Source organism: Massilia pseudoviolaceinigra (assembly GCF_030846505.1).
In the GTDB taxonomy this organism is placed as follows: domain Bacteria; phylum Pseudomonadota; class Gammaproteobacteria; order Burkholderiales; family Burkholderiaceae_D; genus Telluria_A; species Telluria_A violaceinigra.
Genome location: NZ_JAVCWL010000001.1, coordinates 1 through 25,526, shown reverse-complemented (window position 1 = coordinate 25,526; position 25,526 = coordinate 1). Strand labels below are relative to the sequence as shown.

33 protein-coding genes are annotated in these 25,526 nt (G+C 62.1%); 20 read left to right on the top strand and 13 right to left on the bottom strand.

The annotated features are described in order from the left end of the window. Positions 1–13 precede the first annotated feature (13 nt). From RBA40_RS00165 to RBA40_RS00135, 7 genes are all read left to right on the top strand, one after another. Positions 14–352, top strand: coding sequence for a hypothetical protein (locus RBA40_RS00165; RefSeq protein ID WP_306644997.1), 339 nt, complete (start codon positions 14–16; stop codon positions 350–352). After that, on the top strand, positions 349–1,137 hold the full coding sequence (locus RBA40_RS00160; protein WP_306644995.1) for a hypothetical protein: 789 nt from the start codon (positions 349–351) through the stop codon (positions 1,135–1,137). Before RBA40_RS00165 ends, RBA40_RS00160 begins: the two co-directional genes overlap by 4 nt. A 163-nt stretch (positions 1,138–1,300) precedes the next feature. Then, complete coding sequence (locus RBA40_RS00155; protein WP_306644993.1) at positions 1,301–2,269, top strand: beta propeller repeat protein; 969 nt, start codon at positions 1,301–1,303, stop codon at positions 2,267–2,269. Positions 2,270–2,937: 668 nt separating this feature from the next. Then, positions 2,938–3,909, top strand: coding sequence for a beta propeller repeat protein (locus RBA40_RS00150; RefSeq protein WP_306644991.1), 972 nt, complete (start codon positions 2,938–2,940; stop codon positions 3,907–3,909). A gap of 163 nt (positions 3,910–4,072) precedes the next feature. Continuing rightward, a complete protein-coding gene (locus RBA40_RS00145) occupies positions 4,073–4,267 on the top strand; it encodes a hypothetical protein (RefSeq protein ID WP_306644989.1) in 195 nt (64 codons plus the stop codon). Between the two features lie 286 nt (positions 4,268–4,553). Continuing rightward, positions 4,554–5,369, top strand: a complete 816-nt coding sequence (locus RBA40_RS00140) for a helix-turn-helix domain-containing protein (RefSeq protein ID WP_306644987.1) — start codon at positions 4,554–4,556, stop codon at positions 5,367–5,369. A gap of 155 nt (positions 5,370–5,524) precedes the next feature. Next, positions 5,525–5,932 carry a DUF2177 family protein gene (locus RBA40_RS00135; protein ID WP_306644986.1) on the top strand — a complete coding sequence of 136 codons (408 nt, stop codon included), beginning with the start codon at positions 5,525–5,527 and terminating at the stop codon, positions 5,930–5,932. Here the strand turns inward: RBA40_RS00135 and RBA40_RS00130 are convergent. Further along, on the bottom strand, positions 5,929–6,651 hold the full coding sequence (locus RBA40_RS00130) for a hypothetical protein (RefSeq protein WP_306644985.1): 723 nt from the start codon (positions 6,649–6,651) through the stop codon (positions 5,929–5,931). The two genes, RBA40_RS00135 and RBA40_RS00130, sit on opposite strands and share 4 nt — an antisense overlap. On the opposite strand from RBA40_RS00130, the gene RBA40_RS00125 reads away from it, so the two are divergent. After that, complete coding sequence (locus RBA40_RS00125; RefSeq protein ID WP_306644984.1) at positions 6,636–7,337, top strand: hypothetical protein; 702 nt, start codon at positions 6,636–6,638, stop codon at positions 7,335–7,337. The genes RBA40_RS00130 and RBA40_RS00125 overlap by 16 nt on opposite strands. On the opposite strand, the gene RBA40_RS00120 is transcribed toward RBA40_RS00125, so the two are convergent. The 4 genes from RBA40_RS00120 to RBA40_RS00105 all read right to left on the bottom strand — a co-directional run bounded on the left by RBA40_RS00120 (position 7,297) and on the right by RBA40_RS00105 (position 9,796). Continuing rightward, a complete protein-coding gene (locus RBA40_RS00120; RefSeq protein WP_306644982.1) occupies positions 7,297–7,761 on the bottom strand; it encodes a CYTH domain-containing protein in 465 nt (154 codons plus the stop codon). The genes RBA40_RS00125 and RBA40_RS00120 overlap by 41 nt on opposite strands. Before the next feature lie 2 nt (positions 7,762–7,763). Beyond that, positions 7,764–8,885 (bottom strand): M14 family metallopeptidase, encoded by a 1,122-nt coding sequence (locus RBA40_RS00115; protein ID WP_306644981.1) that lies wholly within the window; start codon positions 8,883–8,885, stop codon positions 7,764–7,766. Positions 8,886–8,970: 85 nt separating this feature from the next. Then, positions 8,971–9,372, bottom strand: coding sequence for a hypothetical protein (locus RBA40_RS00110; RefSeq protein WP_306644980.1), 402 nt, complete (start codon positions 9,370–9,372; stop codon positions 8,971–8,973). A gap of 115 nt (positions 9,373–9,487) precedes the next feature. Continuing rightward, a complete protein-coding gene (locus tag RBA40_RS00105; protein ID WP_306644979.1) occupies positions 9,488–9,796 on the bottom strand; it encodes a KGG domain-containing protein in 309 nt (102 codons plus the stop codon). A gap of 352 nt (positions 9,797–10,148) precedes the next feature. On the opposite strand from RBA40_RS00105, the gene RBA40_RS00100 reads away from it, so the two are divergent. Continuing rightward, positions 10,149–10,640, top strand: a complete 492-nt coding sequence (locus tag RBA40_RS00100) for a hypothetical protein (protein ID WP_306644977.1) — start codon at positions 10,149–10,151, stop codon at positions 10,638–10,640. Here RBA40_RS00100 and RBA40_RS00095 read toward each other — a convergent pair. From RBA40_RS00095 to RBA40_RS00080, 4 genes are read right to left on the bottom strand one after another with little or no spacing between them, the layout of a single operon-like run. Then, positions 10,637–11,944, bottom strand: a complete 1,308-nt coding sequence (locus tag RBA40_RS00095) for an NAD(P)/FAD-dependent oxidoreductase (protein ID WP_306644976.1) — start codon at positions 11,942–11,944, stop codon at positions 10,637–10,639. The two genes, RBA40_RS00100 and RBA40_RS00095, sit on opposite strands and share 4 nt — an antisense overlap. Continuing rightward, positions 11,941–12,204, bottom strand: a complete 264-nt coding sequence (locus RBA40_RS00090; RefSeq protein ID WP_306644974.1) for a 2Fe-2S iron-sulfur cluster-binding protein — start codon at positions 12,202–12,204, stop codon at positions 11,941–11,943. Before RBA40_RS00090 ends, RBA40_RS00095 begins: the two co-directional genes overlap by 4 nt. Continuing rightward, positions 12,194–13,303 carry an NAD(P)/FAD-dependent oxidoreductase gene (locus RBA40_RS00085; protein WP_306644973.1) on the bottom strand — a complete coding sequence of 370 codons (1,110 nt, stop codon included), beginning with the start codon at positions 13,301–13,303 and terminating at the stop codon, positions 12,194–12,196. Before RBA40_RS00085 ends, RBA40_RS00090 begins: the two co-directional genes overlap by 11 nt. A gap of 31 nt (positions 13,304–13,334) precedes the next feature. Further along, complete coding sequence (locus RBA40_RS00080) at positions 13,335–14,231, bottom strand: dihydrodipicolinate synthase family protein (protein ID WP_306644972.1); 897 nt, start codon at positions 14,229–14,231, stop codon at positions 13,335–13,337. A 173-nt stretch (positions 14,232–14,404) separates the two neighbouring features. On the opposite strand from RBA40_RS00080, the gene RBA40_RS00075 reads away from it, so the two are divergent. The 7 genes from RBA40_RS00075 to RBA40_RS00045 all read left to right on the top strand — a co-directional run bounded on the left by RBA40_RS00075 (position 14,405) and on the right by RBA40_RS00045 (position 21,184). Beyond that, positions 14,405–15,157: an AraC family transcriptional regulator gene (locus tag RBA40_RS00075; protein ID WP_374710442.1), complete on the top strand. Its 753-nt coding sequence runs from the start codon at positions 14,405–14,407 to the stop codon at positions 15,155–15,157. A gap of 84 nt (positions 15,158–15,241) precedes the next feature. Further along, on the top strand, positions 15,242–16,129 hold the full coding sequence (locus RBA40_RS00070; protein WP_306644969.1) for an alpha/beta hydrolase: 888 nt from the start codon (positions 15,242–15,244) through the stop codon (positions 16,127–16,129). A gap of 285 nt (positions 16,130–16,414) precedes the next feature. Then, entirely contained in the window at positions 16,415–17,392 is a 978-nt protein-coding gene (locus RBA40_RS00065; protein WP_306644968.1) for a glycosyltransferase, read from the top strand. Between the two features lie 35 nt (positions 17,393–17,427). Next, positions 17,428–18,756 (top strand): glycosyltransferase, encoded by a 1,329-nt coding sequence (locus tag RBA40_RS00060; RefSeq protein WP_306644967.1) that lies wholly within the window; start codon positions 17,428–17,430, stop codon positions 18,754–18,756. Positions 18,757–18,767: 11 nt separating this feature from the next. After that, positions 18,768–19,520, top strand: coding sequence for an SDR family oxidoreductase (locus RBA40_RS00055; protein ID WP_306644966.1), 753 nt, complete (start codon positions 18,768–18,770; stop codon positions 19,518–19,520). A 3-nt stretch (positions 19,521–19,523) separates the two neighbouring features. After that, positions 19,524–20,090: a D-glycero-alpha-D-manno-heptose-1,7-bisphosphate 7-phosphatase gene (locus RBA40_RS00050; RefSeq protein ID WP_306644965.1), complete on the top strand. Its 567-nt coding sequence runs from the start codon at positions 19,524–19,526 to the stop codon at positions 20,088–20,090. Further along, a complete protein-coding gene (locus RBA40_RS00045; protein WP_306644964.1) occupies positions 20,087–21,184 on the top strand; it encodes a glycosyltransferase family 9 protein in 1,098 nt (365 codons plus the stop codon). The genes RBA40_RS00050 and RBA40_RS00045 overlap by 4 nt, the downstream gene beginning before the upstream one ends. 88 nt (positions 21,185–21,272) lie before the next feature. Here the strand turns inward: RBA40_RS00045 and RBA40_RS00040 are convergent, their stop codons facing one another. Then, positions 21,273–21,491, bottom strand: a complete 219-nt coding sequence (locus RBA40_RS00040) for a hypothetical protein (RefSeq protein ID WP_099876231.1) — start codon at positions 21,489–21,491, stop codon at positions 21,273–21,275. A 138-nt stretch (positions 21,492–21,629) separates the two neighbouring features. Here RBA40_RS00040 and RBA40_RS00035 point away from each other — a divergent pair, with 138 nt between their 5' ends. Next, positions 21,630–22,076 (top strand): group I truncated hemoglobin, encoded by a 447-nt coding sequence (locus tag RBA40_RS00035; protein WP_306644962.1) that lies wholly within the window; start codon positions 21,630–21,632, stop codon positions 22,074–22,076. A gap of 52 nt (positions 22,077–22,128) precedes the next feature. On the opposite strand, the gene RBA40_RS00030 is transcribed toward RBA40_RS00035, so the two are convergent. Together RBA40_RS00030 and RBA40_RS00025 are read right to left on the bottom strand one after the other, a co-directional pair. Continuing rightward, a complete protein-coding gene (locus RBA40_RS00030; protein ID WP_306644961.1) occupies positions 22,129–22,335 on the bottom strand; it encodes a hypothetical protein in 207 nt (68 codons plus the stop codon). Between the two features lie 64 nt (positions 22,336–22,399). Next, positions 22,400–22,582: a YegP family protein gene (locus tag RBA40_RS00025; RefSeq protein ID WP_099876225.1), complete on the bottom strand. Its 183-nt coding sequence runs from the start codon at positions 22,580–22,582 to the stop codon at positions 22,400–22,402. Between the two features lie 219 nt (positions 22,583–22,801). Between RBA40_RS00025 and RBA40_RS00020 the strand changes: the two genes are divergently transcribed. Continuing rightward, a complete protein-coding gene (locus tag RBA40_RS00020) occupies positions 22,802–23,635 on the top strand; it encodes an SIR2 family NAD-dependent protein deacylase (RefSeq protein WP_306644959.1) in 834 nt (277 codons plus the stop codon). Between the two features lie 38 nt (positions 23,636–23,673). On the opposite strand, the gene RBA40_RS00015 is transcribed toward RBA40_RS00020, so the two are convergent. After that, a complete protein-coding gene (locus RBA40_RS00015) occupies positions 23,674–24,450 on the bottom strand; it encodes an ADP-ribosylglycohydrolase family protein (RefSeq protein ID WP_306644957.1) in 777 nt (258 codons plus the stop codon). 146 nt (positions 24,451–24,596) lie between these two features. Here RBA40_RS00015 and RBA40_RS00010 point away from each other — a divergent pair, with 146 nt between their 5' ends. Both RBA40_RS00010 and RBA40_RS00005 read left to right on the top strand, forming a co-directional pair. Beyond that, positions 24,597–24,944: a cupin domain-containing protein gene (locus RBA40_RS00010; protein ID WP_306644956.1), complete on the top strand. Its 348-nt coding sequence runs from the start codon at positions 24,597–24,599 to the stop codon at positions 24,942–24,944. A gap of 132 nt (positions 24,945–25,076) precedes the next feature. Next, the gene (locus tag RBA40_RS00005) at positions 25,077–25,253 is read left to right on the top strand and encodes a DUF3606 domain-containing protein (RefSeq protein WP_306644954.1); all 177 of its coding nucleotides are present in this window, start codon (positions 25,077–25,079) and stop codon (positions 25,251–25,253) included. The last annotated feature ends 273 nt before the right edge of the window (positions 25,254–25,526 follow it).

Genomic DNA, 25,526 nt, shown 5'->3' with positions numbered 1-25,526 from the left:
TACGACGACGTATATGCAAATAGGAAACAATCACAAGGTCATTGTTGCATTGGTCAAGAGACATACCGAGGACGCTGCTTTCTATTGGGCGCAACATGAGGCGAGCATCGATTCGCCACGCCTCAGCTTGAACGAACTGGCGCGATTTAGCGATTTGCTGGACGCGCATCTGGAAGGAATCAGCGTTGCAGGCTCCCCCGGGTGGCAGCCTGCTTTGAGCGCCTTGGAACGTTGGAAGCAGCCTGGTGAAGCCTTTGTTGCCGCCTATTCCGCCTTGGGTCGGAATGATCCGTCTGAGCTCGTGCAACTCCTGTTGCACGTCCGCGCGCAGCCTGAGAACTGTGTGGCGTGATCAGTGCGATCGCATGGCTTCCAACGACCTCCACGCTTGCCTGGATCGCGCAATGGACTCAGGAAAACAATGCTCCCCTCGTCCACGTCGCGGCACTGCGCGCCGCTGCGCTCTGTGGCGATGAAGCGCAAGAGCCCATGTCGCAACCCTTGACCAATTTCCTTAGCAGTGAGGATGCGCATGTTCGTGCGGCCGCGTGCAGGGTGGCTGCGTTGGGCCGAGGCGAGGGCGACATTGAGGTGACGCTGCACAAGTGCCTGGCAGACCCCGACATGCCCGTACGGGCACAGGCAGCGATTTCCGTGGCACGACGCCATAGAGCCATGCCGGTGCCGAACGACAGAAGCCAAAATTCGCTCCTGGCGGCGGAAACCCTCTGGCAATGTGTCATTAGCCAAGTGAATATACTGACCGACACCACGGGGTGGTATCGCAAACAGGCGTTGCGCCGGCTTAACCGATGGGTACAGCACCTGGCAGGAATGGTGCCAATCGGGCATCCGAAATTGGATGCGCTCTTGCAGTTCATGCCGCCACGACTGGCACTGCGATTTATCGCCTACCACGGCGATCCGGCACACTTACCGTACGTGCAAGCAAGGCTAAGCGATCACGACACGGCGCGTTATGCCGGCTGGGTGTGGCAAACCATCACCGGCGTGGACTTGGCGAGCGCCGGGCTCACCATGGCTGAACCAGAGCAAACACCTATCGACACCACCGGCGGCGCGCGCACGGATGTGGATCACGGGCTAACGCTGCCGGCAGCGAGTGGCGGCGAATAATCCAACTATGCGAAGTATAAGGATTGCCCGCCTAAGAACGAATCCGGAGCGGCTGGCACCGGCAGAAAGAAGAACGCGGGAGCAAAGCCCAAGGAAAACACTGCAAAACCAAAAGCCAAAGCTAAGCCACGCGGCTCTACAAAAATGAGATAAGGGAAATATCGTGCTAACCAATGAAATATGGGAAGAAGCATTTGCGGGATATCATATCTACAAATGTGCGGTACGTAATCGAAATCATTTTTATTTCGTCTTACTTGAAATTTTACACGACGATGACCGTATGCCCACAAAAAGACTAGTCAGCATCTTTACCGATGGTGAATTGGATATGTCGTGCGGAGAATACGACAGCGAATACTTTGGCCTCGCACGACTCACGGTTGTGCAACGTCCTATCGAACAGGCGATTATGGTAGGCTTGGACGGAGACGTTGCGGCCTTAGGCAGCGGAGTTAACGATGCTGAGGACAGTATTCCTATGGGGAAAGCTGACACCCCTTTGTTTTCTTCGGCGCATGCTATCGCCAACATCGATGGGTATGCATATGTTGTGGGTCCTTGGCGGACTATATGCCGCCGCACTGCTCCGGACGTATGGGAAAACCTTGCGCACCGCACATCACTTCCGCGCCCAGAGCCCGATAAATTCGGTTCGACTGATGACGGTTTCGACTGTATCGCAGGATACAATGCGACGGATATTTACGCTGGTGGCGGCGAAGGTGATCTGTGGCATTTTGACGGAAAGCGCTGGGATCAATGCCCGGTTCCAACCAATATGAAAATCGAGAATATTTGCTGTGCCGGTGACGGTCATGTATATGTTGGCCTGCAGAGTGGATCAATCATGCGTGGCCGCGAAAATAAGTGGAAAATGATTCATAATGGAACCTTCTCGCTTCCATTTAAAGATATGGCATGGTTTGATGGAAAAGTATATTGCACTTCCGACTACGGGGTCTGGACGATTGAAAACGGGAAATTTATCAATCCGGATTTACCTGCGGAGGTTCGTTCATGCTCCGGCAACCTCTCTGTGGGTGACGGAGTTATGTTACTAGCTGGAATGTACGGCGCCACTGTATATGACGGCTCCAAATGGACGTCATTGCTTCCTACCTCGATGTAATTCTGGCTCCAGATGGGTTTTACTAGCAACGTCCAATTAGCCGCCGTGGCCGAGCGTCTAAAAACTAGAAATACGCCCTTATTCATATTTACATGCTCTGCTGTAGATCGTATGGATGTGTCAAGGACGTCGGGCCAGCCATATCTACTGAACTGGCTACATTGGTCGGAGTGGGCCGCCTCGGAATCAGTAGCCTGCCCGCCCAACACGGGCATCGGCAACGAATAACCGATACAGAATCAATTATGCAGATCACACTTAAAGAATATAGAGGCACACTTCACAATTTTTACATCGTGGGTTATGCAGTCCGAGACCGTAATTGTCTTGGATTTCTTGTAGACAGCTGGTACACGGATGAGCAGGTCGAAGATGAGGAGCGAGAGGGGTATATGACGAAATCACATTGTTTTAAACACTGGATACATGGAGCCACTTACCCCAATTCTAAATAAAATCTGGCCGTCGCCAAGTTATGAAAAATTAACTGCAAACGATGAATTACAATAATTTCCTAGAATACTCGATTTCTTGGAATGCCTGCATTAATGAAAGGGGTAAAACATGGCAACGAGAAAAGAGAAGAAATTTGATCCTAGGCTGAAGCTGGACGTGGTGCGGATATTCAAAGAGCAAGGGAAATAGTTTATAAAGAAGTGGCGCAGAAAATGAAAACTTTTGTAGATAAAGAAGATTGGCTAGAGATATTTTCGGGCTATCAAATCGTCGCTGTCGCTGTACAGGATAGTACCACTGTCCATTTTTGCGCGCGACAGAAAATCCCTCCCAACGAAGCGTCATTGTTATTTGATAGTCAAATCCCCACCCGCGTAATTACACTACTCACCAAAAATCCTCCTGGCAGCAACTGCGGTTATGAAGAGTTGCACGGAATGACCTTGCCAGTAGTCGGGGTGTCCAGAGTTCCTTTCCCGCAGCCGTCCGGGATGGTATCGTCGCGGAACGCGGATGGAGATATATGGCCGCACGGACGCGGGATCAGCGGGCCATTGGAGTTCATCAAACCGGGAAGTTATCCGTCACCGAGGCGCTTGAAATGTTTGAACGGTTTTACCTACTCGGTAGGAGTCGCACGCTCAGTATACAAACGCATAGAAGTCAGCAAGTGGATTAAGATTCAAGAGGGATTCCCGAATGTAGAGGGAACGACAAAACACGGCTTTATCGACATAGATGCATTTTCCGATACTGACATGTATGCTGTTGGGGGCCACGGCGATGTATGGCATTTCGACGGATTAAAGTGGAGTCAGCTGGATTTCCCCAGCAACGTTCAGCTAGGAACAGTGACCTGTGCCGGTGACGGCAATATTTATATCTCAGGCGAGGGCGGCAGCCTCTGGGTCAGTCAGAAATCAACCTGGAAGTCGATTTATCTGGGCGGGTCAAGTATTCTTTGGAATGATGCGCTATGGTTTCGAGACAAATTGTGGCTCGCATCGGATTATCAGTTACGCTGTTGGAACGGAAAGGAACTTGAGTCAGTTGTGCATGATGGTAAGTCAGTCCCCATTTACGGCCATATGGATGCCTATGACGGATTGCTGGTCGTGGCAAGTCCCGATTACGCCATGAGCTTTGATGGGGAGACGTGGCGAAATTTGGTTGGGCCGTATTAATACATCTTCCCAAGTAAACTTTCCAATGACGATTCACATTTTAACGATCATGCAGCTGCGTTGGCCAAGGACCATGGGACGATGCTAGTCTATTAGCCGACCATCCGCAGGCTAAAAACGCGGCGTTATTTTTGTTTATCCGCGCTACTCAATGGTGTGAGAAATGAAAAATATTCATCCACAATTCGAACAGATGGCAGCCCAAGGAGTTGCTGATGAAGTTTGGCTCTGGCTGGATCTCGTGGATCATGGAGAATTCATTGAACATTGTCAACCTGATAATTGCCGTCACTTTTCATATATAACGGCGACCATCTGGTGCATTGCCACGCAATTGAGTATACTGAATGTTCACTGAGCGAACATACCGACCAGGTTCGGCGCATGCTGAACGCACCCTAAAAACTCGCTCTTCAGATATCAGATCCATACATTCGAACACGGCTGCTAAGGCAAGACTGGGCAATTGACTAGCGCTGATAGTAAATTGTTTCATCCCAGCACTTCAAGCCGACCCACTATTTATCTACATAACTAAAAAATAAAAAATGAACAGCAAAAAAATCACCAGTCTCACCAGCATCGCTGCTTTAACGGTTTCCTTCTTTACAAGCACCCACGCCTACGCAGCCGCCGAATGCCCAATGATCCCCCAGGCAGACGTCATCAAGGCCTTCAACGATCCCAAGGCCCGCATGGATTTCGCCGACCCGTCCGGCATGTGCTCCTTTTCGCTGAGCAATGGCGGCAGCATGACCGCCACCGTCCAAAAGCGCCCGAAAGCGTCGGAAGCCAAAGCCATTTACGACAGCTACAAGGCCACCACTTTCGCCGCCCTGAAACGCAACGCCAGCACCCCTGCCGTCGGCCAGGAAGCGTATTTCGGCATGAGCGCAAAAGATGCCAACCCCGGCGAAGCGGGTTTTATCTCCCTGCAAGGCGATTCGCTGTTTGTGATCAGTTACCGTGCCAACGGCAAGATCGACGACAGCGTCGCCGAGTCCGTCCTCACCCTCGGCCGCATCGGCAGCGGCAAAAAGGATAACGCAGCGCAATCGTACGGCGAATGCGAATGGTTCACCGCCGCCGAAGTAACAACGCTCCTCGGCAAGGGCAAGCCAACCGTCCAGCGCCTTGCGGCGAACCACTGCATCGCCTCGGCCAATCCCGGCGGCTCGGCCCTGGTCGGCATGACCAGCAAGCACGGCACCAAGGAATCCTTGGGCAACATCATGGCGTCGTCCACGAAAATCTGCACCGTCGTGCCTTTGCCGCAACTGGGGGCCAACGCGCACGCATCATTCGCATGCAAGGCGCCCGCCAACACGGCAATGTCGATCAATTTCGTAAAGAACGGCACCCACGTCATGATGATCTACACGCCGCCTAACCGTGCCGCCGTCGAAAGCGACATCAAGGCGCTGGAAGTTGTGACAAAGCGGGCGTTTGACCGCTTCTGATATCAGTCGATGTAGCGCCTGAAACGCGCCTGGTGCGGACGACAGCGTGTCGTTCCACCGGGCGTGGTTGGTACAGCGGTGCACAGCGTGTCCAGCGCGGCGTCACTTGGTGGAAACGCGTATGCTCCGCTGTACTTTCGCCACCGAAGACCGCCATGCGCACACTGCTGATTCCCTATCTCATTCTCATTGCCGGGATGGTTCTGCTGGATGCGCTGTGGCTCGGTTTTATCGCCAAATCGATCTACGCCGACGGCATCGGCCACCTCATGGCTGCAGAGCCGCGATTCGGCCCGGCAATCGCTTTTTACCTGATGTATGCGCTCGGCTTGATGGCATTCGCCCTCGCACCCCACGGCCCGCGCCGCACCCTGCGCACCACCCTGACTGCGGCGGCCCTGTTCGGCACGGTCGCGTACGCCACCTACGACCTGTCCAATCTCGCAACACTGCGCGACTGGCCCCTCAGCCTGGCCATGATCGACATAGCCTCGGGCTGTGTCGCTAGCACGTTATCCGTTCTTGCCGCCAAAATGGCCATGGACGGGCTCGCGCCAGCCTAACAAGCGTTTTTCTTATTGCATGGACCCGACGACTCCCTGTCCTGCTGATCCACTAGCACTTCCTCGGCCGAGTCCTTCGCAAACTTCAAATGCCCCAGCCCGAAATACCAGGTCCTGACCTTCGGTGAAGACACCGTGCCGTCCACCCGGACGTGACGCGGGCCTTCATTGCCATCACCCTCATCGTCTTCGGCACTGCCAAGCAGATATTTGCGCGCCACGAGATTGCCCTTGACGTAAAAATGCGTCATGCCGAGGGATACAGTTTCGCAGTAGACATTACCGAGCACAAATACTCCGTGCATCAAACCGGTATCCAGCGCGTGGCAATGAAGGTCGCCATTGACAACGATCAGACGGTCACGGTTCAGCAGGGCATCCTCGAATGGCGAGAGCGTCTGTTTGGAGAGCGTTTTCTTGAAAGCCGCATCGACAATGCTGATGTTTTCGTCGAGTGTAACGTCCCCCTCGAAGACGATAGCCTGCTTGACGTCGGCGAACTCGCTGAGCGTATCTTTGTCCTTTCTCGAAAGAGGACTAAGCAGCGACATCAGCTTGTATCGCTTGATCACTTCTTTCGCCGGCAGCACCGCGAACGGCGCATTCGGCAGCGCGACACCTTGCTTGGGAACGGGCTTGATCGCCGTCGCTTGAACAGGCGACAGCACCAACGCGGCGCCAGCCAAAACGGATGCAATAATCCGTGAATGAGAAAACATCAAACGGACTCCTTGGTCGGTGCGGGCACGATGGCGAATCGTTTATTTTACGTCAACACTGCGCATTGCCGGAAATTCCTGCCCCACCGCGATCACCCGTCTGTCATCGAGCACGACGCATCATGACTCCAGACGCGTGGTCCAGCACTAACGTGCGCAATCCACCATTGAGCACCAGCATGCTGCGGTCATGGGACGATCAATGGGTCTTTCTCGACAGCGTCGATTTCCGCATTCACGGCATCGGATTCTCCCATCCGGACAGCGCCTGCGTGGCCGGCGCCTATGCTTGCGAAATCGAATCGGATCTGCGCCGTTTTGACCAGCAAGACACAGCGGAAAACGACACGCTGATGCAGCGCCATTTCCCAACGGCGCGCTACGATACCGATCCACCCGATCTGGGCACGCACGCCACGCGCCAGCTCGACCTGGCCACGTCGTCCTTCGAGCACTGCGCCGTACTGTGGGGACCGGAACCGTTTGACGGCTTTCTGTCGCTACTGATTCGCATGAGCCGCCACGATATCTTCATCGGTCCGGCGCGCGGAAGACACCATGGCGCCGGCCCGCATGTTTTCGTACTCCCCTCAGGCGCATATCAGCATCACCTGAGAGAGGTACTGTCGCGACTCCAATCACCAGCTACCAAGCCGAATACGGCAACGCAATCAGGCTCGAATTGAAATACCGGCGGTCGTGCGTGACTTCCTCGCCAATCCAGTCCGGCTTATCGAACTGCTGGTCTTCCGACGCCAGTTCGATTTCCGCAAACATCAAACCCGCATTCGCGCCCAGGAATTCATCGACTTCCCATACATTGCCCGCGAACGTGATCCGGCGCCGGTATTTTTCGATAATCGGCTGTTCGCACAAGCGGTCCAGCAGCTCATTTGCGTCCGCCAGCGGAATGGGATATTCCCACTCCCCACGCGTGGCGCCTTCGTTGCGTCCCTTGATGGTCATGGTGGCGCTGTCGCCCTCGATGCGCACGCGCACGGTGCGGTCCGGATTGGTGGACAGATAACCCTGGCGCAGCAGCACCGGCTCGCCAAGCGCGCGCCAGGCGTCGCCGGCGAGCAAGAACTTGCGCTCGATCTCGACGCCCATGCTCAGCCCAGCGCCTTGAGGATCGGCTGCAGGATCGCCTTGCCCAACTCGCTGCTGCGCGCACCATTCCAGCCGGTGTACGAATCAGGCAGGTCGGCATTGTCCTTGAACGGCATTTCCAAGGTCAGCGACAAGCACTTGAAGGTATGCCCAATGTACTTCGACGCCAGGGTCAGCATGTCTTCCTTGTATTTGCTGGCCGCATAGCCATACACGTTCTGGAAGTCGGGGCTGGCCGCGATGTAATTGTCGATGAAGGATTTTTGCAGCGCGGCGCGCTCCGGCGTGAAATCGTTCAACATTTCGTTGCCGGCTACAAAGTTGTACGGCAGCGCTTCATCGCCATGGATATCGAAGAACATATCGCAGCCGACTTCGTGGATCTTTTGCTTCACGCACAGCACTTCCGGGCTGCGTTCCAGCGTTGGCGTCATCCACTCGCGGTTCAGGTTGGCGCCGGCGGCGTTGGTGCGCAGATTGCCACGAACTGAGCCGTCCGGATTCATGTTCGGAATGATGTAGAACACCGCGCGCTGCAACAGCTTGCGCGAGATCGGGCTGGCATTGTCGAGCAGCGCATCCATCATGCCTTCGACAAACCATTCGGCCATCGTCTCGCCCGGATGCTGGCGTGCAATAACCCAGATTTTCTTCTCGGCAGCAGGGTTACCGATCACCACCATATTCATGTCACGGCCATCGACGGTGCTGCCGATATCATGCACGCGCGCAATCGGGTTCTCCGCCACTTCACCCAGCAGGCGCAGGTGACGCTCCCATGAGTACGGTTCGAAATAAGCGTAATACACGCTGTCGAGCTCGGGCGTGTGGGTCACGGTCATGACCTGGCCGTCGAAGGCGGTCGGCACGCGGAACCAGTTTTCGGTATCGTAGCTGGCGGCTACCTGGTAGCCCTCGAATCCGGCGGCGTAGGTCGCCTGGCCGGCGTTCAGGAAGCGGATCGTGCATGCCTGCCCGCGCGCGCCCTGCAGGCGGAAGTGGAACCACTGGTGGATGTCGGCGTGCGAGTCCGAGCGCAGGTTCAGGTCGATCTGGCTGGCTTGGTCGGCTTGCACGACGTCAATGGCGCCGGAATCGAAATGCTGGCTGATTTTAATGGGCATGGCAGATCCTTCTCTTCGGTTCTCAAAGAAGAGCATCATACCGAAATGCTGCCCGCTTGTGGGCGGGCAACGCCAGCGCGACCGGCTAGAAACCCAGGTCCATCAGGTCGCCGCGGTACCCTTCCATCATCTGGCGCATCAGCTCCACATTCGAACGATTGAGAAGCACCGTCAGGTTGGCCGTGCGGTCCAGTTCCATCGTCATGCGGATGGCATCGTCGAACTGCTTGCACTGTACGCTCAGCACGCGCGGATTGACCACGTCGTCCCAGTCTTCGGGAAGCACATGCGGCAGGTTTGGCGGTGGCAACAACTCCGGATCCTGGTTCACCGGCAAATGTGCCAGCAGCCAGAACACGACGGAAGCGGGAATGAACACGCAGGCATCCTTGCCGCCCTCGAAAGAGAACTTGGCCAGCAAGAGGTTACCGATAGGATCGCATGACAGATACATGCTCTTGACTTGGCGGATGACTGCTTGTTTCACGACGGGATCCCTCTGGGTTGTTAAATTAGCGCAACAATTCTACCCCATCCCCCAGGCTGCCTGTACGAATCGTCCCACAAAAATGGGGAGCCGCCGCACCCCGTCACGGTCCGGCTCAGCGTGGCTTGTCGGTGCCTGCCTTGCTGCCGCCGCCCGCGCTCTGCTTGTTGCCGCTGTCAGCCTTGTCGGTCCCGGCACGGGCGCCACCCTGCTCCGACTGGCGATTGCCGTGGCTCATGCTGCCCGCGCGGCGCGCTTCTTCGGACGTGAATTCGTGCGCCGTCCCCTTCTGATGCGCAGCCTTGCCGCCTTCGCTGGCGATTTCGCGCTGACGCTCGGGATCCATCGATGCAAACCCGCGGTTGCTGGTGCCCTTGCTCCCCGGACTGCCGCTTTGCTTGTTGCCTTGGTTGTTTGTAGCCATGGTCATCTCCTTTAGCTAATGCCTCTGTCTGACCCCATCAGCTGCGCGCCGATGAGCGATCAAGCAAATCCATCTTAGCAGCGCGCATCGCCGCGGCTATAGGACTGGATGCATGCACTTTGTAGGACAACAGGCGACGTCCTGTTGGTACTCGATACCCCGGTACCGCTGGTTCGCTTCACTGGGGATTTGTCCTACACAGTTTCGGACCGTGTTCCGATACATCGCCCGGGAAGGGACGCGCATGATTCCAATCCTGGCAACGCCGCTTACGGGCTGGACGCTAACCCCGTCCCTCCGCAAGTGGCGGGTGCCACCCTATGCTTGTGTCTACTCGGAAAGGAATCAACATATGAACTCGAACCAGCGTAGCGAGGGGAACAATCAATCCAGCAATGGCGGCAACGAGAAATCGGAATCGTCGTCGCGTGGCGGCACAGTCGAAAAAGACAATCTGAATCAATCGAACCAATCGGGGACCCTGGGCGGATCGCAGCAGTCGGGCAACCTGAGCGACTCGCAGCAGTCGGGCGGCCTGGGCGGCTCGAAGCAACAGCAAGGCGGTTCGCAGCAAGGCTCTCAGATCGGCCAGCAAAGCACGGAACGTTCCGGCTCGCAAACCGGTAGCCAGCAGCAAGGCATCCCAGGACAGCATCAATCCAACGATGTTGCCGGCGGCATGCCGAAGAGCCCCGGCGGAAAACGCCTGTCGGCCGATCAGGACATGGATGACGACACCGGCCTGTCCAACAAGCAGAACCGCCAATCGGCCGATCTGGACGAAGGCAGCCGCCAGTCGCAGCAGAGCAACGTGGGACGCCGCAGCGACGGCACGCCCGACTAATTAGTCTGCTGTTGCGGTAATTCGGGGTGGGCACGGGCGACCGTGTCCACCCTGTGCGTTTGGGGCAGCGCCAGGGTGGCGGCGCTGGCCGGGAACACCGGCTGGCGCAAGCCCGGCGCCTCCCACCCGTACAAAAATGAGCAGGCCGACCCGCATACCCTGCCCTGGCAAGGCCCCATGCCCGCCCGCGTTTGCAGCTTGGCGCTGCGCCAGCCGGTGTGCGGCGCCAGGTCGGCCGCCACCACATCCTCGCAGCGACAGACGATGGTCGACCCGGTGCACATCGCGCGCAGCGACGGCAATGGTGCAAACGATTGCGCCAGCAGCGCGCCGAACGCCTGCGCCGTGCCGCGCGCGCGCAGGTCGCGCCCATGCGGCGCGCCGCCGACCGCGTCGAGTCCCGCGATGCGCCCTTCGGCCAGCGCCTTGTCCACGCCGCCGATGCCGGTCGACTCGCCGGCCGCCCACACACCTTGCACGCTGGTGCGCTGCGCGCCATCGACGCCGACCCTGCCCTGCTCCACCGCGCAGCCGAACAACGCGGCCAGTTCCAGCGATGGCGTCAGGCCGAAGCCGCACGCCAGGAAATCGCAGTCGATGGCCTTGTCGCGCCCGCGCCGACGCAGCAGCACGCGTTCGATACGCCCGCTTCCTTCGGCGGCCAGCACGCTCGCGCCACGCAGATACGGCACGCCGCGCAAACGCGCCGCCAGCTGCACCGATTGCAGCAGCTTCCCCTGGTGCGACAGCGCCAGCCGCGCCGCGAAGCGCGCCAGATCCGCGCTGGCGCGATGTTCAAGCAGCGCCACTACTTCACCGCTATGTTCGCGCACGGTCGCCGCCACCGCCAGCAGCAACGGTCCGGTGCCTGCCACCACCACGCGCTTGCCCGCCACCGGCATGCCGCCCTTGATCAGCGCCTGCAGGCCGCCCGCGCCGGTCACGCCGGGCAGCGTCCAGCCGGGGAATGGCAGCAGCAATTCGCGCGCGCCGCTGCACACGATGACCTTTTCCCACGGCTGGATGAGCGCGCCGCCGGCGGTTTCCAGCAGCAGTGCGCGCGGGCCAGCCGGCGCCACCACGCGCGCCCCGGCCAGCATGGTCACGTGCGCTCGCGCACGCAGCGCTTCCCACAACCGGCTGGCGCGTTCGTCGCGCCAGCGCTGCGGGCCGCCGCGCCATATCTGGCCACCCGGCGCACTGTTCTCATCGACCAGCAGCACGCTCTGGCCCGAGGCCGACGCCGCCTCCGCCGCGGCCAGGCCCGCCGGACCGGCACCGAGCACGATCACCGGCGCGCTCATGCCCCGCCCCCCGCGCCCGTGACGATCACCATGCCGGGGCGGCACGCGCTCTGGCAGGCCAGCCGGTGCGGCCGGCCATCGATGCTGACCCGGCACTCCTGGCAATAGCCCATGCCGCAGAACGCAAAGCGCGCCTCGCCGCCGACCGAGCGGCGCGTGCACAGCGAATCGGCCAGCACCAGCGCCGCAATCACGCTCGCCCCTTGCGCCACCGCGACCGGCTGCCCGTCCACCTGCACAACAATGTCGTCAATCGCCATCGCTGACCTCTGCCAATGCCGCGAAACGCGCCGGCGCGTACGGCGTCGCATCGATCTGGCTGGCGCGCCCGATGATCTGGTCGGTCAGCAGGCGCGCGGTGGCGAACGCGGTGGTCGCGCCCAGTCCTTCGTGGCCGCAGGCCAGCCAGGTGCCGGCCCGCCCGGGATGCGCGCCAATCAGGGGACGGCCATCGGGCGACGCCGGCCGCATGCCGGTCCAGGCGCGCACGATGTTCATGTCGGCCAGGCAGGGCAGCAAACCGATTGCGCTGCGCAGCACGGCCGCCAGCACCGGCGGCTCGATGGCGCTGTCGGTGCGCCCATCCTGGCGACACGACCCCACCAGCCACTGGCCCGTGGGACGCGGCTGCACGTTGGCGGCGACCGCCAGCGCATCGTCGCCGGCGGCGCTTTGTCCATAATTCATGCTCACGATCTGGTGCGCCAGGCGGCCGGGATAGCGGTCGGTGATCGCCAGGTGTCCCTTGCGCGCGAAAATCGGCAGCTCGGGCATCAGGCGCGCGCACTGCACGCCGGCCGCCACCACCACGGCCTGCGCGCCCAGGCGCGTACCATCCTCAAACGTCATGCCGCCCTGCCCGGCCTTGCACACGCGCCGGCCAAGATGCAGCTCGCCGCCGGCACGCGTGAATTTCTCGCTGAGGAACTGCGCCACCGCAGGGGGATACACCACGCTGTCGCCGCGCACGCGCACGCCGCCGCACAAGCCTTGGCGCAGCGCCGGTTCAAGCCGCGCGAGCTCGTCGCCACTGAGCGCTTCGGCGTGCCACCCCTGCGCCGACAGGCGCGCGGCGCGCGTGTGCGCCTCGGCCAGCTGATGCTCGTCCTCGGCCACCCACAAGGTACCGCAGCGCGACGGCTCGCCCACGCCCGGATGGTCGTGCATGAAGGCGTCCCACAGCCGCAGCGACATCAGGCACAGGGCCAGCTCGTCGCTGCTCTCGTCCAGCGCCACCAGATGGCCCATGCCGGCGGCCGTGACGCCCGAACCCGGCGTGGCGGCATCGACCAGCGCCACCGTCATGCCCTGTTCGCGCAGCGCCAGCGCGCAGGCCGCGCCGACAATGCCGGCGCCCACGACGATTGCATCGTACCCCCGCACCACTGCGTCAGCCGAAGCGCGGCAGTTGCGGACGCGTCTCCATCGCCGCGCGGATGATGCGCTCGGCCCGCGCGCGCTGTTCGCCTTCGAGCGGCAGGCGCGGCGCGCGTACGCGCTCGGTCGAGCCGAGCGCCATTGCCTCGGCCAGTTTGATGTTCTGCACCAGGTAGGTCGACACGTCCAGGTCGAGCAAAGGCCGGAACCAGCGGTAGATCGACAGCGCCTCGGCCTGGCGGCCTTCCTTCATCAGGCGGAAAATGGCCACGGTCTCCTTCGGGAAGGCCAGCACCAGCCCCGCCACCCATCCCACCGCGCCCACGGCCAGCGCCTCGAACGCCAGATTGTCGACACCGGTGAACAGGTCGTAGCGCTGGCCCAGGCGGTTGATGATCTCCGTGCTGCGGCGAATATCGTCGGACGACTCCTTGACCGCCACGAAGCGCGCATCGTCGGCCAATTCTTCCAGCATGTCGGTGGTCACGTCGACCCGGTACGCCAGGCGGTTCGAGTAGATCATGATCGGCAAGTCGCCCGCCGCGGCGATCGCGCGCAGGGCGACGATGGTTTCGCGGTGGTTGCTGTGATAGATCGTGCTCGGCACCACCATCAGGCCATCGGCGCCGGCCTTGGCAGCCTTTTCGGCCAGCGCGCAGGCTTCGCGCGTGCCCGCTTCGGCCACCGTCAGAATGGCCGGTTTGCTGCCCGTGACCTGCTTGGTCAGCCGCAGCACGGCGATGCGTTCGTCGTGCGTGAGCATCGGCCCTTCGCCCAGCGAGCCGCAGGCGATCAGGCCATCGCAGCCGGCCTCCATCTGCAAACCGAAGCAGCGCTCCATTTCGCCCATATCGAGCGAACCATCTTCATTGAATTTTGTCGATACAGCGGGAATCACACCTTGCCACATGGGGGTACCTTGCTTTCTCCGGCGCGCCGGTCGGTTTAGAAGCGTCCAGATTAGCCCTGTCAAGGGCCGCGGTCTTGATCGATGGACGAGCGTGCAAAGGCTCAAATCGGCACAATTATTTTCGCCGTGCCGATTTATACTACCGCATTGCGACCGAACTGGAGAGACCCCCGATGGACATGAGTACGCTGATTGGCGAGGCCCCGGCCATTCGCGCGGTGCAGCTGGCCTCACTGGAAGCCCTGTTCGACGCGCTCAACGACGTGGCCTTTTTTGTCAAGGACCGCGAGGGCCGCTACGTGAGCGTGAACACCACCCTGGTGCGGCGCTGCGGCCTGCGCAGCAAGGATCAGCTGATCGGGCGCACTGCGCTCGAAGTCCATCCGCGCCTTTTGGCACAGACCTACCAGGCGCAGGACCGCCACGTGATCGACAGCGGCACGGCGCTCAAGAAGCACCTCGAACTGCACCTGTACCCGAGCCGCGCGCGCGGCTGGTGCCTGACCCACAAGACGCCCCTGCGCGACGAGAACGGCGCCATTGTCGGCCTGGCCGGCACCTCGCAAGACCTGGGCCTGGCCGACGAACTGCATCCCGTGTACCGCAAGATCGCCGACATCGCCGCCCACATCCGCGAAAATTATCACGCCAACGTCAGCATGGAGGAACTGGCCACCAATGCCGGCCTGTCGCTCTCGCGCGTGGAGCGGCTGTTCCAGCGCGTGTTTCACTACTCGCCGCGCCAGTTGCTGCTGCAGTCGCGCCTGGGTGCGGCCATGGCGCTGATCGAGTCCGGCACCAAGAACAGCATCGCCCAGATTGCTTACGCCTGCGGCTACACCGATCACAGCGCATTTAGCCGCCAGTTCAAGGCTCACACGGGCATGAGTCCGGTCCAGTACAGGGCGCATTGCCGCGGGGATTAAGCATGCTTTAGGCGAACTCAAGCGTACACGGCGGATTGTTAGCCGTCGATATAATGGGCCGACGCTTACCCATTTGAGATAACCATGAAGAAACTGCACGCGGCCCTGCTCGGCGCGATTTTGCTGGGCGGCGTGGCTGCCTGCTCGCCGCTGCCGACCCTCAACGCGCTCTCGCCCGGCAGCGGCCTGCGCAGCGGCAGCGCCCTGGCCTACGGCGAGAACGCCCGCCACAAGCTCGATGTGTACTCGCCGGAAGACACCGGCGTGCCGGCGCCGGTCGTCGTGTTTTTTTTGGGCGGTAACTGGACCAAGGGCGAGCGCGAGGATTACGCCTTCGTCGGGCGGGCGCTGGCCGCGCGCGGCATCGTGGCTGTCATTCCCGACTTCCGGCTGTATCCGGAAGTACGCTATCCCGACTTTCTCGATGATTCGGCGCGTGCCGTCGCCTGGACCGTGCGCGAGATCGGACGCTACGGCGGCGACCCGGCGCGCCTGTTCGTGATGGGCCACAGCTCCGGCGCCTACAACGCGGCCATGATGGCGCTCGATCGGCAATGGCTGGCGAAACAGGGCATGCAGCCGGCCGCGCTGCGCGGCTGGATCGGCCTGGCCGGACCGTACGATTTCCTGCCGATTGAAAACAAGGTCACGCAGCCGGTATTCCACTTCCCCAACTCGCCACCGGAATCGCAGCCGATCAACCACGCCAAGGCGGGTACGCCACCGGCCCTGCTGATTGCCGCCAACAACGACAAGCTGGTCGAGCCCATGCGCAACACGGGCGCGATGGCGGCCAGGCTGCGCGGCAAGGGGGTGGCGGTGCAGGAACTGCATTTCGACAAAGTCAGTCACGCCACCCTGGTGGCATCGATGGCCGCGCCGCTGCGCTTCCTGGCGCCGACGCTGAACACCGTGGAACAGTTCGTCAAAAGCGATGCCGGACGGCTTGTGACTGCCAGCACGACCAACTAAGTCTTCCCAGCACGCACCGTCGTTTCTGGCACTGGCAGAAACGACTTCCGGAGCACTGGCGGGAACGGCGAGTTCTCAACGGTACCACCCTCCTCCCTCTTCTCCTTCCTCCCTGTCCCCGCGCTCCATCAAGCATGCACTTGATGCAGATTCAAACCGCGCGATACAGCAGGAACTCGTCCGCCTGTCCGCGAATCGAACCATTCTCATCGTTCACCGCTCGCAGGGAGGCACCATGGCATCGCCAACAACCGCTCCGCACGACCACATGCACGCGAGGCCGCCATGCGCCGGCTGAAAGTGCTGACCTGGCACACCCACGGCAGCTATCTGTACTACCTCACCCAGGCGCCGCACGAGTTCTACGTGCTGTCCAAGCCGGGCCGCCCGCCCGGCTACGGCGGCCGCAGCACCAATATTCCGTGGGGCGACAATGTGCACGACATGCCGGTGTCCGAGGCGCGCCACCACCAGTTCGACTGCATCATCTTCCAGGACGACGAGCAGTACGAGAAAGACCAGTACGAGTTCCTCAGCGCCAGCCAGCGCGCGCTGCCGCGCATCTATATAGAACACGACCCGCCGCGCGAACACCCCACCGATACCCGCCACCTGGTCGAAACGCCCGAAGTGCTGCTGGTACACGTGACCCCCTTCAACGCGCTGATGTGGGACAGCGGCACCACTCCGAGCTGCGTGATCGAGCACGGCGTCAAGGTGCCCGAGGGAGTTCACTACCGCGGCCAGCTCGACTGCGGCCTGGTCGTCATCAACCATCTGGCGCGGCGCGGCCGGCGGCTCGGCGCCGACATCTTCGAAGCGGCCCGTGCCGACGTGCCGCTCGAACTGGTCGGCATGGGGGCGCAGGAACTTGGCGGCCTGGGCGAAATCGAACATGCCAGGCTGCCCGCCTTCGCCGCCAATTACCGCTACCTGTTCAACCCGATCCGCTACACCAGCCTGGGCCTGGCCGTGATCGAAGCGATGATGGTCGGCATGCCCGTCGTGGCGCTGGCCACCACCGAAATGGCGACCGTCATCGCCAATGGCGAAAACGGCTTCATCGATACCCGCCTCGACACCCTGATCGGGCACATGCGCGAGCTCGGCCGCAATCCCGCCCTGGCGCGCGCGCTCGGGGCCCAGGCGCGGCGGCGCGCGCGCGAACGCTTTGCCATCGGCCGCTTCTGCGACGACTGGGACCGCGCGCTGTGCCACGTGACCGATCTGGCGCGCGCCCCCTTCCACGGGCAGCTGTACTAAGCAAATCCCCCTAAAAAATCAACAAAGGAGCTGGCATGTTACTTGGTGACTTACATCCGGACCCGCGCGCCGATGGCGCCGTCAGGCGCATCGCCATCGTCAGCGAGCACGCCTCGCCGCTGGCCGCGCCCGGCAGCGTCGACAGCGGCGGCCAGAACGTCTACGTGGCCCACCTCGCGCGCGAGCTGGCGCTGGCCGGCTACCTGGTCGACATCTTCACCCGGCGCGACGCCATCGGCCAGAAGCAGCTGGTGCACTGGCGAAACAACATCCGCGTGGTACACGTGCCGGCCGGGCCGGCCCACTACATTCCCAAGGAACGCATGCTGCCCTACATCGACACCTTCGCGCGCTTCGTGGCCCGCTTCGCGCGCCGCCAGGCAGCGCTCTACGATGTAACGCATGCCAACTTCTTCATGTCGGGCATGGTCGCGCAGCATCTCAAGGAGGTGCTCGGCATTCCCTTCGTCATCACCTTTCATGCGCTGGGCCAGGTGAGGCTGCGCGCGCAGGGGGCGGCGGACGCCTTTCCGCCGTCGCGCCTGCAGATCGAAAACAGCCTGATGCGCCACGCCGACCGCATCATCGCCGAATGCCCGCAGGACCGGCAAGACATGGAGCAGTTCTACGACGCGCCCGGCAAGCGCATCGACATCGCCCCCTGCGGCTTCGATCCGCACGAACTGTGGCCGGTGCCGATGCGCCTGGCGCGCCAGAAGCTGGGCCTCACGCAGGGCAAGTTCCTGGTCTTGCAGCTCGGCCGCATCGTCCCGCGCAAGGGCATCGATACCGTCATCCACGCCCTGGCCCTGCTGCGCCGCCAGCATGGCATCGACGCCGAACTGCTGGTGGTGGGCGGCGAGGCTGCCGCCAGCCCCTATCACGACACGCCGGAACTGGCGCGCCTGCGCGCGCTGGCGCTGCAGCTGGGCGTGGGCGCGCAGGTGCGCTTTACCGGCCGCAAGGAACGGGCCGAACTGCGCTACTGGTACAGCGCCGCCAACGTCTTCGTCACCACGCCCTGGTACGAGCCGTTCGGCATCACGCCGGTGGAGGCGATGGCCTGCGCGCGGCCGGTCATCGGCGCGGCCGTGGGCGGCATCAAGCATACCGTGCTCGATGCCGCGAGCGGCTTCCTGGTGCCGCCGCGCGATGCCCAGGCGGTGGCCGACAAGCTCGCCCTGCTGCAGCGCGACCCGGCCCTGGCGGCCGGCATGGGCGACGAAGGCATGCGCCGCGCCTTCCAGCATTACACCTGGCGCCACGTGGCGCGCAAGGCCGCGGCCATCTACGCCGACGTGGTCGGCAAGCAGGTTTCCGCCGGCAGCGCCGCGTGCGCCGTTTCCCGTTTGTCCACCCGATAGGAGAATACCTCATGTCCGACCAACACCTCGATCACGAACCGCCCAGCCTGCGCGGCAAAGCCGTGTTCGTTACCGGCGGCGCCAGCGGTCTCGGCGCGGCGCTGTGCCAGCTGCTGGCGCGCTCCGGCGCCGACCTGATCGTCGCCGACATCAACCGCGACATGGCCACCGTCAGCGCCAACATCCTGCGCGAACACGGCGTGCGCGTGCATGCCCTCGGTTTCGACGTGGGCGACCCGGCCAGCGCCGAGCACGCCATCGGCACGGCGCTGGAGCGCTTCGGCCGCCTTGACGTGCTGGTCAACAATGCCGGCACCGATGTCACCCTGCCGATGGCCGACATGACGCCGCAGCAATGGATGCGCGTCATGAACACCAACCTGAACGGGCCATTCCTGCTGGCCAAATATGCCTCGCAGCACATGCGCGCGGCCGGGGGTGGGCACATCATCAATGTCGCCTCCACCGCCGCCAAGCGCGCCTGGCCCAACGCCAGTGCCTACCATGCCAGCAAGTGGGGATTGCTGGGCCTGTCGCACGCCATGCATGCCGAACTGCGGCCCCACAACATCAAGGTCACGGCCGTGATCGCAGGCGGCATGCGCACGCCCTTCCTGCTCGACCGCTTCCCCGACCTCGACCAGGCGACCTTGCAGGACCCGATGAACGTGGCCCAGGCCATCCGCTCCGTGCTGCTATTGCCGCGCGAAAGCGTGGTGGCCGAGATCACCGTGCTGCCCATGCAAGAATCTTCCTGGCCATAAAACATGAAAGCGATTTTCCTGGACAAGGATGGCACCCTGGTCGATGACGTGCCCTACAACGCCGAGCCGCGCCGCATCACCCTGTGCAGTGGCGCCGGTGCCGCCCTGCGCCTGCTGGCGCGCTGCGATTACCGCTTCTTCATCATCAGCAACCAGGACGGCATCGCGCACGGCTACTTTGACGAAGCGGCCATGGACTGCGTCGAGCGGCGCCTGGCCGACCTGCTGTTCCGCGAGCAGCTGAGCCTGGAAGGCTTTTACTACTGCCCCCACCATCCGGACGGCAAGGTGCGGGCGTATGCCCTGCCGTGCACCTGCCGCAAGCCGATGCCCGGCATGCTGCTGCGCGCCGCGCGCGAGCACGGCATCGATCTGCGGGCATCGTGGATGGTCGGCGACATCCTCCATGACGTCGAGGCCGGCAACCGCGCCGGCTGCCGCACGCTGCTGATCGACAAGGGCAACGAAACCGAGTGGCAGCTTGGCCCGCACCGCGTTCCCACCCGCATCGCCACCGATCTGTACGGGGCCGCCGTCATGATCGTCAACGATGACGAGGCGCGCCGATGAGCGCGCCGGACTGGGCCGATGCGCGCAACGTCCTGTGCGTGCGCCTCGATGCGATGGGCGACGTGCTCATGTGCACGCCGGCGATCCGCGCCGTCAAGCAGGCGCGGCCGGACCGCGTGCTCACCCTGCTCAGTTCGGGGAGCGGCGCGGCGCTGGCGCCCTACCTCGACGATGTGGACGCCGTGCTCGGCTATGCGGCGCCGTGGATCAAGGCTGGCGGCGGCCATCCACCGTCGAGCGACAGCGCCTTCATCGCGCGCCTGGCCGAGCGCCGCTTCGACGCGGCCGTGATCTTCACGTCCTACAGCCAGAGCGCCCTGCCAGCCGCGCTGATGTGCTACATGGCGGGCATTCCCTTGCGCCTCGGCCATTGCCGGGAAAACCCCTACCGCATGCTGTCGCATTGGGTGCTGGAAAAGGAGCCCGAGTCGGTGATCCGGCACGAAGTGCAGCGCCAGCTCGACCTGGTGGCCAGCATCGGTTGCTGCGGCGACAGCAACGCGCGCCTGCAGTTTGCCGTGCGAGCGGACGATGTGGAGGCGGTGCGGCACATGCTCGGCGAACGCGGCATTGAACCGCGCCAGCCCTGGGTACTCATGCACCCGGGCGCCAGCGCGGCCTCGCGCCGTTATCCGCCGGCGCGCTGGGCCGACGTCATCCGCGCGCTGGCCAGGCGTACCGGCTGCCCGATCGTGCTGACCGGGGATGCGCACGAGGCGGAACTGATCGATGGCATCCGCAGCGCTTGCGGCGTGCGCACGCACTCGCTGGCCGGTCAGCTCGACCTGGGACAGCTCGGGGCGGCGATCCGCCTGGCCACCGTTGTATTGTCGAACAATACGGGGCCGGCGCATATTGCCGCGGCCGTGGGTACGCCGCTGGCCACGCTGTACGCGCTGACCAACCCGCAGCACACGCCGTGGCAGGTGGAAAGCCGCTTGCTGTTCCATGATGTGCCGTGCCGCTTCTGCTACAAGAGCGTGTGCCCGGAAGTACACCACGGCTGCCTGGACAAGGTGGCCCCGGAAGTGGTGGTGGAGGCGGTTTGCAGCCTGATAGCGGCAAAAATCCACCATCGGGCGCAACGCCGTTGACGCAAGCCACTGGGGCAACCGGCAAGCCCGTTACCGCCATTTTTGCCGGTAACGGCAGGGACGGCGTCGAGGTAAGACGCCGTGCAGCTTACTCGGTCGACAAGGCGAAATTCGGGTTCGAGATAATTCCCGCAGTCAATCTGGCAGCCACCAGACTGACTTCGCCATCCGGAATAATCCCACGCAAGCCTTCACATAATTGCATGTACTGCGCGATGGTCACTGCGGCGCGATGCGCATTGAGCACGGTCGCGCCGGCGCCACTGGTGATCTCGCTCAGCATGACTTTGACCTCGGAATCGCTCATGGTGTTCTCTCTGTCGGTAGGAAAACGGCGAGTATAGGCCCGCGCGCCGAATGCTTGCGTTCGCGCGCGCACCATCGAAGCGGAACCACCCTTGCACGGCTTGAGTGTTAGCATTCATGGCAACCGGGAACCCTCGCCATGAAACTACATACTCGCATTTCTGCCGCCCTGCTCGCCGTGGTCGCCATCGCCGGCACGACCGCTTGCTCCACTCCTGCGCCGCCGCCCAAGCCTTCCCTGTTCGTGCGTTTGGGCGGCATGGCGGGCCTGACGGCGGTGGTCGACGATTTCGTCTCGAAGGTGTCGGTCGACCCGCGCTCAAAACGCACGTTCGAGGGCGTCAATCTGCCGCGGCTCAAGGCCAGCGTGGTCTCGCATGTGTGCGCCCTCTCCGGCGGGCCGTGCAAATACGAGGGCGATTCGATGGCCCTGGCGCACCGGGGCATGGCAATCACCAGTGAAGAGTTAAGCGTGATGGGGCACTACGTGGGCCAGGCGTTGCAACGGCAGGGGGTTGCGCGGGAAGACAGGGAAGAGCTGGAACGCATGCTCGACAAACTGGGGCCGGAAGTATTGAACAAATAGCGGGAGCAACGGGGCGCCGGGCGACGCCCCAGCCTTGCGGCGTGGCATGCGGTTAGCCGCAGTTTTCCACAACAACGTCGCGGACCAGGCCGGCTTGATTGAGGAAGATCGTCACCCGGCCGGCCACGAAATCCTGGGTGATGAGTGCGCCGAACGGCACCACGCGGACACGGCGGCCAGCCAGGTCGCGCAGCGTCAGCGGAAGCGACCTGGGCAGGTCACTCGTCAAATTCCAAGTACGGCAATTGTTTTGCATCATAATCTCCTTGAATGCTCGCCGGACAAGCCGCTTGCGGCGGCTTGTCCGGCGGGGGCGGAACGACTTAGCCCTCGACGATCTTGGTACGTGCGGTGACGGACTTGATCAGTTCAATCGCGGCCAGCACCTTCGCGCGCGAGCTGTAGCTCTCGCCACTGGCGATGATCTCGTGATTCTTAGCCCTCAAACGCCAGCGCCACTCTTTACGGACTTTTTCCGAAGCTTGTTGGTAGATTTCGAAATACATGATGAACCTCCCATGACGTGAGATTTCAGTGTTACAGAGCTGTATACCTCGCATTCTGATTGGTTCAATAAATGCCTAGACCAATATCAAACAAGTGACCTTTTTCCTCAAATAAATTTTGCGGTTGAGCATTGCAATTGCCAGGGAATTTGGTGCTGGAAGGCACGTTCAACCAAACGCCGTAGAATGACAGCCATCCATTTTCTACAGAATGTCCGTATGACGAACAGCTCTCTCGACCAGGCTTGCGTCGACGCGGCCGCCCTCATCGCTCAGGCTGACGCGCTGGTGATCACGGCCGGCGCCGGCATGGGCATCGATTCCGGCCTGCCCGACTTTCGCGGCGACCAGGGCTTCTGGCGCGCCTACCCGGCCTTGGGCACGCACGGCTTGCGGTTCACAGAGATCGCCAATCCCCGCGCCTTTCGCAAACGTCCCGAGCTGGCCTGGGGATTTTACGGACACCGCCTGCAGCTGTACCGGCGCACAGTGCCGCACGCAGGGTTTGGCCTGCTGAACAAGATCGCCGCGCGCCTACCTGGCGGGGCCTTTGTTTTCACCAGCAATGTGGATGGACAATTCCAGCGCAGCGGCATGGCGCAAGAGCGCGTCGTCGAATGCCACGGCAGCATCGAGAAACTGCAATGCCTGGGCGACTGCGGCGAGCCGACCTGGTCCGCGCAAGCGTTCGTGCCGGTGGTCGATGAGGAGCAGTGCCTGCTCACTTGCCCGCTTCCACGCTGTCCCGGCTGCGGCGACATCGCACGGCCGAACATCCTGATGTTTGGCGACCGGCTGTGGGATTCGCTGCATGCCGACCAGCAGGAGCACCGTCTGGACGTCTGGCTGGCGCGCCAGCGCCAGGCGGTCATCATCGAAATTGGCGCCGGCACGTGGATTCCATCGGTGCGCGTGTTCGGCGAAAGCCAGCAGCGCCCGCTGATTCGGGTCAATCCGGGCGAATCGGCCGTCGGCTTGCCGCGCGATATCGGCATTGCGCTTGGCGCGCTGGACGGGATTTCCCGTATCGCCGCGGCGCTGGACGCGCTCTGACGCTTGCGGTGGTCGCCGCGGAACGCCGTCCGGGAACGCTAGGTGTGGTTCAGGCGGTCGATGGCGCCATCGAGCTGCTCCATGGCCGCCCGTACCCGATCGTCCAGGAAGGGGGCGATGGCAGCCGCCCGCGTTTGCGGCACGCCCCAGAGCGCCTCGCCGAGTACGCAGGCGGTCGCGGCAATGGTGTCGCTGTCGCCGCCGTGATACAGGCAGGCGGCCAGCAGCGAATCGAAGTCGTCGCTTTCCGCCAGGCAGCTCATCACGTCCTCCAGCGTATCGTCGGCGCGCACACGCATCGGGGAACCGGCCTGGTGATTGGCCTCGCCCGCATGCAGGCTGCCGCCGCCAGCGTTCCATGACGCCAGTAACTCCGCATTGCTGGCGCCGTGCAGCGCTGCCCAATGTAACTGCCCGTAGATGTCGGCCGCCTGCATCGCGCTTGGATGGCCGTGCGTGGAGCGCGTGATGTCCGCCGCCACGTGGCGCGCGTCTTGCAGGCTTGTGGCAAGCGCGGCGACCGGGCCGAGGCGCATCAGCGCACCGTTACCCCAGCTCACCAGCTCTTCCGAGGACGATCCCAACGCCCAGGCGGCGAACAGCTTGCCGTAACCTGCTTGCGGATAGTGGGCAACCCAGGTACGAAACGCTTCCTTGAGCGGCGTTCCCGTCAGCAGATGCTGCGCCACCGCCAGCGTAATGACGGTGTCGTCCGTAAACGAGTGCGCCGCTGTCAGCTCGGGCAGCGTGCGCACTGGCGTGCGCGATTTCTCGTAATGGGAACCGTAGATGTCCCCGACAAGTGTTCCCAACATGTAATTCTCCTAGTGCAAAGAAACGGTACGGCATGCGAACGTGCTTTAATGCGCCTGCGGGCACCGGCATGGCTGGCTGCCGAACGGAATACGAGGAGCGACATCGGATGATGCTGGCAATGCTGTTGATGGCTGCAGGACCAGCCATGGTCGTCGTTCGGGAAGACGACGTCAAGCGCGACGAAGCGCCGCCGCACGGGGCGATCGGCATGTCCACGGCTTACCGTATCAGCGATGCCGTGCCCGCGCCGCGTTCGATGGAGTTTCGCAAACGCGTGCTCCATCCGGGGGCTGCCATCGGCGTGCACCGGATTGACCATGACGAGGTGTATTACGTTCTCGCCGGACAGGGAGAAGTCACTTCCGATGGCGCCACCGAGCGTCTGGCGCCGGGCATGGCCGCTTATCTCTACAAGGGCGCGCAGGTCGGCATCAGGCAGGTTGGCGCACAGCCGCTGTCGATTATCGTCAGCTATCCGAATGCGCCCAGGTAAATATCGCCGCGGCGCAGCGCAGGCAGCAGGCGCTTGCGTGGCGACGTTCTTGAATGCTTGCGTGAGCAAGCGAACAGAACAAAATCGCATCGCATGGGATGCTTGGCACTCGACAATCGCAAGGAGGCCAACATGGCAGATGACACCCATATCCGCGGGCAGCAGGACCGCAGCCGTATTAACGTCCATGAAGAACACGAGGTCCGATACTGGACCGAGGCGCTGGGCATCAACAAGGAACAGCTGGTTGCCGCGGTAAAGGAAGTCGGTCCGATGGCCGATGCGGTGCGAGCCAAATTAGGTCAGTAGAGACATTTACCGGCGGCTGGCCATCGGTTGACATGCCGCACACCACACGTTACGATGATTTGATGAACACATTCACCAAGCAATCCGCTCACCACCACGCTTCGCATCCGCGGCTGGGAGAGCTATTGCTTGGTGATTGATAAGCCCTATCACTGAGAAAGCCCTCCCAGCGACGCTGCGAGGGCTTTTTTGTTTTGCGGCGGTACATTGCAACGACGCAGTGCACCGCTGATGGTATAGGGATCATCATGGAATTGAAAATTGAAGCGCAAG